Raw genomic sequence first — 11,653 nt, 5'->3', positions numbered from 1 at the left:
TCACGGCATCAAAGACACATAAGAGATTAGATATGAAAGAAGAGTTGAAAGATATTCCGTTAGTGAAAAATGATTTAGACCATCGTTTTGAGATCAATGTCAATGGTCATTTAGCGTTTATAGACTTCAAAGAGACGAGAAGCCGGATTTCTTTGATACATACCGAAGCAGCGCCCGAACTTAAAGGAAGTGGTGCTGCTGCCGCAGTGGTAGAAAAGACGTTGCTGTATATCGAGCAAGATGGACGCAAGCTTATGCCCTACTGTCCGTACGTATTTGCCTATATCAAAAAGCATCCCGATTGGAAGCGGATTGTCGATCCTGCTTTCCCCGCTTACGGAGACTTGTAGGTCGATCTGGTGATTTTGTAGTTGTTGAACTACAAAATCGCTTTAAATTTATCGAGCTACAATATGATATCCTTATAGCAGACGGTTTTGGCATACACTTTGATTATTAAATGTTAGATTGTAAAATACATTTTATTAATCACTTATAATTACAAAATACTTCCTTAGCCCAATAATAACGTGCGATATTATTGGGCTTTTCCTTGGATAACTCGACCGTCTCTGTCGATCCACTGGAGGATCGATGACCATTATCATACAATCCAGACAAATTTATTTTTGCATAGCCTTTCCATTACCCTGCTAAATAGCCTATTTTTGCAACCGAATCTATTAAAGTACAACATAACGAAAACCTTTACATACTGGAATTGTATAGTTTACATACACCTGTTTATATATGATCGAAGCACAACATTTAAGATTGTTTGATCTGGCCCGGCGTCAGATTGAGTTATATCCTGACCTACCCATGTTTGGATATAAACGGGCAGGTCAATGGCAATACCTCTCGACAGCTGATTTTTTGAAAGAAGTAGATCAGTTGTCCCTCGGACTTATTGAGCTGGGGATACAACCTGGCGAAAAAGTAGGCTTGATTGCCGACAGCAGTGTCGAATGGCACATGATGGACTTTGCCATCCAGCAGATCGGTGCTGTAGTGGTTGCTATGTACCCCAATATCACCGATGCCGATTACCAGTATATATTTAACGATGCCGAGATCAAGCTCTGCGTTGTCGGTACCAAAGCCCTGTACAATCGTATCAATACGATCAAACAAGCCATATATACCCTCAAATATATCTTCTGTATTCAGGAGGCGGAAGATATTCGAAGCTGGAATGATTTAAAGGAAATAGCAGGAGATAAAGATACGCACGTTCTGGAAAGTTACAGAGACAGCATCTCGTCCAGTGACCTGGCGACCTTAATATATACCTCTGGTACTACCGGCAAACCCAAAGGCGTGATGCTGTCTCACGACAATATCGTGTACAACGTGATGGCTGCACGTGACATTACACCATGTCAGGCCTTTGATCGAGGGCTCACTTTCCTTCCGCCATGCCATGCCTACGAACGCATGGTCGTCTATACCTATATGTATATTGGTATTACCATTCATATCGCCGAGTCCCTGGATAAGATCGGGCAAAATATTGCCGAAGTCAAGCCTCACATCATGACAGCGGTACCTCGTATCCTGGAAAAAGTATATGAGAAGATCATGAAGACCGGCCATGAGCTTTCCGGTGTCAAGCGCAAGATCTTCGATTGGGCGGTCGATGTGGCAGATCGTTACGATCCCAATCCCGTCAAACGCAGTGCGCTCTACAACTTAAAGTTATCTATAGCCCAAAAACTCGTGCTCAACAAATGGTATCAAGCATTAGGAGGACACCTTGTTACCATAGCTTCTGGCTCAGCCTCCCTGCACAATAAGCTTGCTCGGATGTTTCTGGCAGCCGGTATCCCCATTTATGAAGGATACGGATTGACCGAGGCCTCCCCTCTTATAGCAGTCAATCATTACATACATGGCGTACGCTTAGGTACCGTAGGTCTGCCCGTCAAATATGTGGAGGTACGCTTGGCCGAAGACGGCGAGATCTTGGTCAAGGGACCCAATGTGATGATGGGCTATTACAAAGATCCCGAGGAGACAGCCAAAACCATCATCGACGGTTGGTTGCATACAGGAGATATAGCGGTACTCGAAGAAGACCGTTTCATTAAGATCATCGATCGCAAGAAAGAGATGTTCAAGATATCAGGAGGCAAATATGTAACGCCGCAACCTATTGAAAAGAGATTGGTCGAGTCGCCATTTATCGAGCAGGCTATGGTCATCGGAGATGGACAGAAATTTGCTTCCGCCTATATCGTTCCCAACTATTCCAACCTTCTTGAATGGGCCCGTACCCAGGCACAGGATACCTTGAGTTTATCCAAGGAGGAGTTTTTGAAGCAGGATGCGGTTCTAAAGAAAATCAATAGTGAGATCCGATTGGCCAATCAGCATTTTGGCAATTGGGAGCAGATCAAAAAGCCGATTATCTTGCAGGAAGAATTTACGATCGAAGGAGGCGAACTGACGCCCACCCTCAAGATGAAGCGTAAGGTAATCCTGGCAAAGTACAAAACACTTTTTGATCAACTATATCATTCGGCTTAAATGAGTTAATATGTCTTACCTAAAGAAAAGAGTTGATAGTTTCAAGTGGGCGTTTAACGGCCTCAAGATCGTCTTCTGCGAAGAGGCAAATGCCAGGATACACCTGTTGGCGACCATCGTGGTGATTGCTTTGGGGCTCTTTCTCGGTATTGACAGGTATGAATGGATCACGGTCTTGATAGCTATTGCTATGGTGATTGCTGCGGAGATATTCAATACTGCTATAGAGCATTTATCCGATTTTGTATCCCCTGAGAAGAGACCCGCCATTAAAAAGGTAAAGGACCTTGCGGCGGCAGGCGTACTCGTCACCGCTATTGTTGCCGTCGTGATAGGTGTTATTATATTCATGCCTCGACTGCTTACTCTTTTCTAGTGCTGGCATATACCATCATAAACACGGCCTGATTACAGAAATAATCAGGCCGTGTTGTATTATTCACATCCTTCAGGACCACAACTTGGTCCCTGCGGATCACTTACGATTTGAAGCGTTGTATTGCTGGACCATTCCGTGAGTGCTTTCTCCAATGTCTGTGCAAACAATTCTTGGGGTTGTGCACCCGATACCGCATACTTGCGGTCATATACAAAGAAAGGTACCCCCTGAACACCGATTTGCCGTGCTTCGTGGATATCCATCTTCACCTCATCATCCAGTTCACCGCTCGACAGTACATTTTCCAGTGCATTGGCATCCAGTCCCAACTGCACCGCCAGGTCTTTTAGTACAGCGATATCATCCACATTTTTACCTTCCGTAAAATAGCTTTTAAAAAGCAATTCTTCTGCCTCCAGCTGTTTGCCGTACTTCTTGGCAAAGTGAGCGAATACATGCGCGCGGAATGAATTGGCTACTACCGCTTTATCCATATGGTATTCCAGTCCTTCTTGAGCAGCCATCTCCGTTACCTGCTGACTCATTTGTTGAGCCTGTGCTATACTCATGCCCTTATGTGTTGCGAGGTAATCGTTGATATTCTGGGATACATCAGTCTGTAGATCAGGGTTTAATTGATAACTCTTCCATTCGATTTCTATAGCATCTTTATGCGGATGCCCCTCGATAGATTTTTCTAATTTACGTTTTCCAATATAACAGAATGGACACATGATGTCACTCCATATTTCGATTTTCATCTTTTCCATTATCGATCGATTGTTTTAATGATTCCTTATACAAAGATAAGTATTGTCGCAGCCAAAATCTAACCTGTGTAACACAAGTAACCAAGCAAGGCCGCTAGTTGGCGTAACTTTACGCTAAGATGTTGAAAAAGATCGCAGGAGAATAGTTAACTTCCCGGCATACTTCAAAACAGGACAACGACAGATATGGAAGAGAGGACACGCATGGCAGCCGATTATTGGGAGCACCGATGGCAGGGCGGACGTACCGGTTGGGATATTGGATATCCTTCCCACCCTATTGTGCAGTATATGGAACAGTATCCGGACAAGGAGGCTCATATCCTCATACCTGGCTGTGGCAATGCCTATGAAGCAGATTGGTTGGCTGCGCAGGGATTCAGACATATCACCCTATTGGATATCTCTCCGACAGCGATTGCACGAGCGAAGACAAAGATGGAGCACCATACCGCGATCGAGTTTGTTTGTGGAGACTTCTTCGTCTTTCAGGGGCAGTTTGATCTGCTTATTGAGCAGACCTTTTTCTGTGCCATACCTGTTGATCGGCGTAGCGAATATGCCCGCAAGACAGCGGAATTGTTGCGTACAGGAGGAAGGTTGATGGGCGTATTGTTCGATCGGCAGTTTAGTGGAGACGAGCCACCATTTGGCGGTTCTGCGTCCGAGTATCAAGAGCTGTTTGGCAGCTATTATACACAGGAGCATTTCGCCCCCTGTTACAACAGTATTGATGCACGAGCGGGAACCGAATTGTTTATTAATTTAGTAAAGAGATGAAAGCATTGTTTTTAAGAAATTGGAGCTTTATGCGGATCTTTCGGATCGCATTGGGGCTGATTGTTGCTGCCCAGGGATGGGATAGTAATGAATGGATATTTATTGTGTTGGGTTTGATTTTTGCGGTGATATCCTTCCTTAATCTGGGCTGTTCAGCTTATGGAAGTAACTGTAGCTATAAGAGATAACCACAAAAAAATAGGTCTACCGTTACGGCAGACCTATTTCCTATTTGAACACACTAACTGTTCTATTGTTTATCCCACCATACGCGGCCAGTCAGTTTATCTCCGCCAGGAATAGCAGCAGCAGCTTCTTTAAAATAAGCCCTATTTGTGCCCGCTTCTTCAGCAGATGGGTACGGGAATCTACGTGGGATCGTAGCGTTTGTCGCATTGCCAGGATAGTCTACCGGTGTCAGCTCCGGATAACCAGTCCTTCTCCAGTTGGCCCATGATTCGTAGAAGTTTAAAGCCGTATTTTGATGAATCCAATACTGCTCACTGATTTGTTTCACACCGTCAGTGAGGGGATGTGCATTGGCGTATGCCTCTGCAGTACTCTCCGATATGCTCAATCGGTCATCATACTGCCCTAGGAAAGTGATACCCGCCTTTACGGCGTTGGCATAGTGTGTACTCGCAGAGCCACCTATTCCCCAGCGTTCTGCCGCTTCAGCCAGTAACAGTTCACTTTCTGCGTAGGTCAGAATAAAAGTAATACCATCCGGTTTTATCATTCCAGGATGCGGTGAAGAGTATTCCGGTATCGTCGTATACGATGGATGCGATGATAGGGCATACTGTGGATTACTGTTTAGATCCTTGCCATTGGGCATCCCTTTCTGTTTTGTAGGATCAGTTACAAAGTTCGGGTTGATATTCTCAAACTCTTTCGTATTGACATCTGGCCATACCATGGTCGCAGCGACGTTTATACGGGGGTCATTTGTCGACTTCAGCGCATCGATAAAGGTGTTCGACCATTTCACGTAATAGTGTTCTGAGCCACCATCTCCTACCAGTACTTGGCTGTTTCGGTTTTTCGTAATCCGAAGTCCCTTTGTATCGTGTTTTACAATCGCGTTGTCTCCATTGCCTGTCAGTGTTTTTCCGATAGCTTTCGTTGCATAGGTTTTAGCTGTATTCTCGTCCACTTTAGTCAATCGCATAGCAAGACGCAGCATGATCGAGTTGCCCAAGCGTCTCCATTTGTCGAGATTGCCTCCATATATCGCATCCCCGGTCACCTTGTCCCCATTCTCGTCCAGGGCATTGACCGCTTCATCGATTTCTTTTAGCATATCCATGTAGATATCCTGTTGCTTGTCATACTTCGTAGACAGTTTTTTCAGGTAGTAGCCTTGTCCCGCTTCCGAATAAGGTACATCACCGTACAGGTCCGTGATACGGGCAAAAACCAACGTTTTCCATATTCGTGCCACCTGATGTACATTTTTGTATTTTTCGTTGTCGTTGGTCATGACGACCACATCCACAATCGGTTTTACCTGTTCGTCATATGCTCGTTCCCAATAGGCCGAGGTATACAAGGGGTTCAGAAGGTATTTGTCTCCCGCCCAGTAGCTGATGACAGAAGATAGCCCCTGCATCATCGTACCCGAGTAGATGAGATTGGCACGCCAGGTGTCATATGCCAGGTCAATACTTCCTGTATAGGTCATCTGGGCTGTTGTGAGGGTAAAGTTCGGGTCAAAGTTGGTCGGGCCATACGTAATCGGGTTCGTATTGATATTGATAAAATCCTTCGTACAGCTTGTTGTTGTAAGCACTCCTGTCAATGCTAAAAGTGCCAATATATTGAGTTTGTTCCTTTTCATAGCGTATCTCGATTTAGAGTTTAACATTTAGATTGAAGCCAAACGTACGTGCCGCTGGCATACCACCGAGTTCTAGACCCACAAAAGTAGCGTTATAGCTAGACTCGGGATCAATGTTGTCGGTTTTGCGCATCAGGATAAACAAGTTCCGTGCGACAAAGCTCAGTCCCAGACTTTTGATTTTGTTGTTAAACATAGATGCGGGAAACGTATAGCCAAGCGTCAGTTGTCTGAATTTGATAAAGCTTGCATCATTTACAAAACGGAACGAAGTATTGTCAGCCATATTTTCGTAATACTTAGGCGCCTCGTTTCCAAGCGTCTCTCTATCTGCCAGTGTTTCCTTGTGCAAGCCTTTTATATAGCCGTAATAATCAGTTCCCGAGAATATCTTTCCACCGAATTTACCATCGATCAAGAATCCAAAATTGAAGTTCTGATACGTGAAATCGTTGTTCCAACCACCGAACCATTTGTTCTGAGAAGAGCCATAGCTTTTCAATTCCCCTTTATCAGGTGCACCATTTGCCAGTTTGACGATTTCACCATTCGCATCATATTTATAGTCGTAAGCGAATATCTGACCGAAAGGTTTTCCAGGAATATTCTTAATAAAACCCGCACCCGAGCGCGAGGTTGCTACAAGTTGCTCATCCAAGCCATCCGCTAACGAAAGTACTTCATTGTCATTGTAGGTTGCGTTCAGGGAAGTAGTCCAGCTGAAGTTTTCCTTTTTTATCGCTACACCAGTCAATAGAAGCTCTACTCCCGTATTGCGAATTCCACCTGTATTCAATATCGCTCCAGGGTATCCGGTGGAGATAGGGATAGACACCTCTAGAATTTCATTTTTAGAGCGTTTATTATACCATGTCAGGTCCACAGACAGGCGATCATTCAGCAAACGTAAGTCTGTACCTATTTCAAGCTCGGAAGCCGTAGAAGGGAACAGTTCGGAGTTTGGAACAACTGTGTTGGATATTTGTCCCAGCGCATTGCCATTTAGGTTTTGCGCCATAAAGCTATAGTTCAGGGCTGTTTGATACGGATTCGTCGCCTGACCAACCTGAGCGTATCCAGCACGCAACTTACCAAAGTTCAATACCGAAGAGTTCAAGAATTCCGTGAAAACAAATGAACCACTCACACCAGGGTACACCGAGTACAGCTTATTATCCTTTCCAGGAGTAGCCAGTGTCGAGAACCAGTCCGAGCGCAGACTTCCCGTTAGGTATAAAATATCGCGATACGCATATTCTAAAGTTCCATACACCGATTGCATTTCTTCTTCCGATTTTATCTGCGCCAGTGACTTGCTTCCCAGTCCAGGGATCGTATGTACACCTGCGACCAGAAATCCAGAACCTTGGTTAATCATCAAGTCCGATTTGGTATTCCGGAATGCTGCCCCGATATTCGGCGTCAAAGACATATCATCGGTCAATGCAAAGGACTTCCCGACCAAGATATCTGCATTTAGGTCTGTGAATTTGGTGTTCTGCAACACCATGTTGTTTGGCGGACTGTACGCCAGTCCTTCTGGGAAGATCCCCTCATATTCATTGGTATAGTGGTCTTGTCCAGCACGTCCTTGTACAAATAGACCGTTTTCGAATGTGTAGCGTGCTGTTACCGAGCTGATCAGTCTGTTCCGTTTCGTGTTGTTCTGGATTTCCGAAGCGGCATACCAGGGGTTTGTATCCCAAGGATTGCCGGAGTTATAAGCCACCTCTTTTCCATTTTCATCCATTCCTGGCTTCAGGTCGCGTATATCGATACTCGTTGGCAAGAATATCGCGTTGAAGTTGGCACTTCCGGCACCATCCGACAGCATCGGTCTGTTTTTTGCATTTTCGATGATGTAGTTTGCGCGTGCATCTATAGAAAGTCTTTTCACAGGCTCAAAGGTTCCTGCCAATGTAAACGACTGTCTGTCCAGGCCAGAATTTGGCATGATCGATTTGTTATCGACATCCGATACCGAGAAGCGTAGTGATCCACCTTCGAACGACTTGTTCAATGCCAGAGAGTTCGTCCAGGTATGTCCGTTTCTGTAGAAATTCTTGACATTATTCTTTTGTGCGATGTAAGGACGTTCTACACCATCAAATTGAATCACGTTTGAGCCATCCAACTTTCCACCCCAGCTCGAAGCGCCTACTTGCTTAGCTCCTGCTGCTGTCGTCGGTTTCACACCATTCGTTCCCTGTCCATATACATATTGCCAATCACTGCGATCCATTACATTTTCTATCACATAGTTAGAACTGAAATCGACACCATTACCTTTACCCGATTTGGTCGTGATGAGGATGACACCCGCCTTTGCTCTAGAACCGTACAGTGCCGATGCTGCAGCTCCTTTCAATACCGAGATACTCTCGATATCATCCGGGTTGATATTACTGATCGCATCGCCCATATCGGGTGCGTTATCCCATTGGCTACCTTTGTTGCCGTTTGGATTGGTCGTGCCACTGGTCGGCGCTCCCGATGGTTTATTTTCCATCGGCATACCGTTGATGACATAGAGCGGTTGATTCGTCTGTCCTAAACTGGATACCCCACGTATGATGACGCTGCTCGAGGCACCGACACCACCCGATGTAGACGATATGTCGAGACCAGCTACTTTACCGACTAAGGAATTCACCACATTGTTCTCGCGCGCTTTTGTGAGGGATTCGCCCTCTACCTGCGTGACGGAGTATCCCAGCGAGCGGCGCTCTCTTTTGACACCAAGGGCTGTTACCACCACTTCGCTCAGCATTTGGTCATCGCGTTCCAGGGCGACAGTCACCTCACCACCTTTTTGTATAATGATTTCTTTAGATAGGTAGCCCGTAAAGGAAATCACCAAGGTATTTCCCGTCGGTACATCGATCTCGAATCGGCCATTCAAATCGGTTGCTTTGCCGATTGCACTGCCCTTTACACGTACCGTAGCGCCGGATAGTTTGTTTCCATCCTGATCGGTCACTGATCCTTTTATGCTCAGCGTCTGTTGTTCGGACACCACAACCAGTCCTTCACCCGACACCGAGTACTGCAGACCATTTCTGGCAAACAGACGTGGCAGTAGGTCGACCACTTTTGTGTTATCTACTTTTAGGGAAAGTTCCTTGTTCAGGTTTTCATTGGTTGCACTGTAGACAAAATAATAGTCGCTGTGTTCCTCAATCAATTTGAGAATCTTGCTCAACTTTGTCTTTTTGACATCCAAGGAGACTTTCTGTTGGGAATAGACATTTGCCGTTACGTTCGCAAATGCTAATACAATCATAATCAAGGTTAGTTTCATCCGGATAATGAATCTAGAGTGCACAAGATAATTCCAATGCACTTGCATAAAGCCATTTTTAATCATACTTTAGTGTTGGTTAAAGTTTATAATAGGCAGCGTATGGGTTCGAAGCTTACGCCTGCCGGTTAAATTAATCCAATAAGAGGATGGTTTTTACCATCCTTTTTTAGTTATTTCTCATAAATTATCACGTCTTTTCCATGTATCTCATAATTAAAGGGTTCTACTTTTTGCAATGCTTTTAAAACTTGGTTAATATCTTCTTCTTTAAATGTAGCCGTAAATCTGTATTTTCCTATCGCTGGCCCTTTTAGCGTGATATTGATATCGTACCAGCGTTCGAGAATAGACTTCAGCTCATTGAAATCCTGGTCGACCATAGCCAGTCTGTTTTCTTTCCATGCGATATCAGCCACTTCCTGCTTTTCATCGTTAGGGACATCCTGTATTGCTATTTCCTTGACATTTGCTTTAGGTTTTGCCGTTTTCTTAGCTTCCGTTTCCAAGCTTGCAATCATCTCATTTTTATAGATAGTCACCTTTTGATTCGGCTTGATGACGATCGAATTTTCATTTTTGCCTTTACTTTTCAGCTCGATCAGTCCTTCAATCAGCAAGGCTTCCGAAGCCAGTTCATCGGGATAAGCCTTCACATTGAATGAGGTGCCCAATACGCGGATATCAAATTCATTGGTGTGTAATACGAAGGGCTTATCGGCATCTTTCTTTACGTCAAGATACGCCTCTCCGGTCAACGACACCTGGCGTGTTGTTTTTCCAAAATCACGGTCGATCTCCAGCTTACTTTCCGAATTGAGTGTTACCATAGTTCCATCGTCCAAGGTAAATGTCTTCTTCTCCCCTTTTATAGTTTGGTATACCTGAGCTGTAGCAGACATCGCCAGTTCCTCCATAGCCGTCTCTGTCGTCTTGAAATATCCCAAGTACACAAATCCAAATAAGGTGAGTGCAGCGGCCACAGCAATAGAAGTGGCCACTTTACCCCACCGCTTGATAGGTTGTAGTTTATTTTGTGGGTTGATTGTATTTCGTAGGTTATCCATCTGTTGGACAACCGGTCTTTTATGGCCTGTCAATACAGCGAATACACGTTGCGCTCGCGCTATGACATCTTGTTGCTCGGGGTGCTGTTGTATATAGCGTTCCCAGTATTGTACACATTGCTCATTTTCCTGGGCACAGTATTGTTGGAACGTATCATCAATTAGGAAGTCCTCTACTTCTTTGTAGTCTTTATGGCTCATTATTTAAGCGGTTTTATACTATAGTGCCTATAATCCGCTCGATTGCCTAAAAGAAAAATGAAATAAATTTCATCTTATTGTTATTCAGTTGATTAAAAATCCTTTAATTGTTCTCGTAAGGTCTTCAATGCATCATACAGTGTATTATAGGCAGTCTTTACGCTCATGTGCGTGGTTTCGGCTATTTTTTCATAGCTATATCCTTCGAAAAACTTGAGGTGTATCAGTTGTTTCTGTCTGAATGTCAGTGTTTCCAGTGCTTCTTTTAGACGTAGCTTGACAAGTTCATTCGTCTGCACACGGATTATAAATTCGTCGTAAGGCATTTCCGTCCAGTCCTCTTCCGCTTTTAGATGCTGCAGGGCGGTGTTGATTTTGTTCTGCTTTTCTAGCAGTCTTAAAATTTTTCTTTTTAGGAATGTCAGCAGGTAAGATTGCACATTCTCTACGCGGTCCAAGCTTTCCCGCTTTTCCCATATACTGGCAAATACCTGGTCCAGTGCTTCTGTACTGAGATCCACATCCCCACAGGTACGTATGCCAAAATTGACCAGGTCATGATATAATGCGGCATATAGATCGAAGAAGGCATTTTCGTCTCCCGACCGTATTCTTTCCCATAATAACCTATAGCCTAGTGGTCCTTTCATCGTTTTGTTTAGCCGGTTCGTTCGAATTGGCAGTGGTATGCTGTCGTAGCGAAGATGTCCATTTTTTTTTAGATATATTCAAAAAAAGTTAAATTAATGTGAAGCTCCTGCTATGCGTTAAATAATGTTAAGAAAC

At 44.4% G+C, this 11,653-nt stretch carries 10 protein-coding genes; 5 read left to right on the top strand and 5 right to left on the bottom strand.

The genetic code is table 11. The features are described from left to right. Window positions 1–32 precede the first annotated feature (32 nt). The 3 genes from M472_RS24105 to M472_RS24095 all read left to right on the top strand — a co-directional run bounded on the left by M472_RS24105 (window position 33) and on the right by M472_RS24095 (window position 2,905). Window positions 33–350, top strand: a complete 318-nt coding sequence (locus M472_RS24105) for a GNAT family N-acetyltransferase (protein WP_021068370.1) — start codon at window positions 33–35, stop codon at window positions 348–350. A gap of 400 nt (window positions 351–750) precedes the next feature. Further along, complete coding sequence (locus M472_RS24100) at window positions 751–2,529, top strand: AMP-dependent synthetase/ligase (protein WP_021068369.1); 1,779 nt, start codon at window positions 751–753, stop codon at window positions 2,527–2,529. A gap of 10 nt (window positions 2,530–2,539) precedes the next feature. After that, entirely contained in the window at window positions 2,540–2,905 is a 366-nt protein-coding gene (locus tag M472_RS24095) for a diacylglycerol kinase family protein (protein ID WP_021068368.1), read from the top strand. Between the two features lie 59 nt (window positions 2,906–2,964). Here M472_RS24095 and M472_RS24090 read toward each other — a convergent pair whose 3' ends face one another. Beyond that, window positions 2,965–3,678 carry a DsbA family oxidoreductase gene (locus M472_RS24090; RefSeq protein WP_021068367.1) on the bottom strand — a complete coding sequence of 238 codons (714 nt, stop codon included), beginning with the start codon at window positions 3,676–3,678 and terminating at the stop codon, window positions 2,965–2,967. Between the two features lie 186 nt (window positions 3,679–3,864). On the opposite strand from M472_RS24090, the gene M472_RS24085 reads away from it, so the two are divergent. Together M472_RS24085 and M472_RS24080 are read left to right on the top strand one after the other, a co-directional pair. Beyond that, complete coding sequence (locus M472_RS24085; RefSeq protein ID WP_021068366.1) at window positions 3,865–4,458, top strand: methyltransferase domain-containing protein; 594 nt, start codon at window positions 3,865–3,867, stop codon at window positions 4,456–4,458. Further along, the gene (locus tag M472_RS24080; protein WP_021068365.1) at window positions 4,455–4,646 is read left to right on the top strand and encodes a hypothetical protein; all 192 of its coding nucleotides are present in this window, start codon (window positions 4,455–4,457) and stop codon (window positions 4,644–4,646) included. The genes M472_RS24085 and M472_RS24080 overlap by 4 nt, the downstream gene beginning before the upstream one ends. Before the next feature lie 62 nt (window positions 4,647–4,708). Here M472_RS24080 and M472_RS24075 read toward each other — a convergent pair whose 3' ends face one another. The 4 genes from M472_RS24075 to M472_RS24060 form a co-directional block, all read right to left on the bottom strand. After that, a complete protein-coding gene (locus M472_RS24075) occupies window positions 4,709–6,298 on the bottom strand; it encodes a SusD/RagB family nutrient-binding outer membrane lipoprotein (RefSeq protein ID WP_031301236.1) in 1,590 nt (529 codons plus the stop codon). Between the two features lie 13 nt (window positions 6,299–6,311). Beyond that, entirely contained in the window at window positions 6,312–9,581 is a 3,270-nt protein-coding gene (locus M472_RS24070) for a SusC/RagA family TonB-linked outer membrane protein (protein WP_235049474.1), read from the bottom strand. 191 nt (window positions 9,582–9,772) lie between these two features. Further along, a complete protein-coding gene (locus M472_RS24065) occupies window positions 9,773–10,867 on the bottom strand; it encodes a FecR family protein (RefSeq protein WP_021068362.1) in 1,095 nt (364 codons plus the stop codon). Window positions 10,868–10,959: 92 nt separating this feature from the next. Continuing rightward, the gene (locus tag M472_RS24060; RefSeq protein ID WP_021068361.1) at window positions 10,960–11,517 is read right to left on the bottom strand and encodes an RNA polymerase sigma factor; all 558 of its coding nucleotides are present in this window, start codon (window positions 11,515–11,517) and stop codon (window positions 10,960–10,962) included. Between the last annotated feature and the right edge of the window lie 136 nt (window positions 11,518–11,653).

The sequence above is a fragment of the Sphingobacterium paucimobilis HER1398 genome, from assembly GCF_000416985.1.
Classification (GTDB): Bacteria; Bacteroidota; Bacteroidia; order Sphingobacteriales; family Sphingobacteriaceae; genus Sphingobacterium; species Sphingobacterium paucimobilis.
This window is presented reverse-complemented; position numbering and strand designations above follow the sequence as displayed.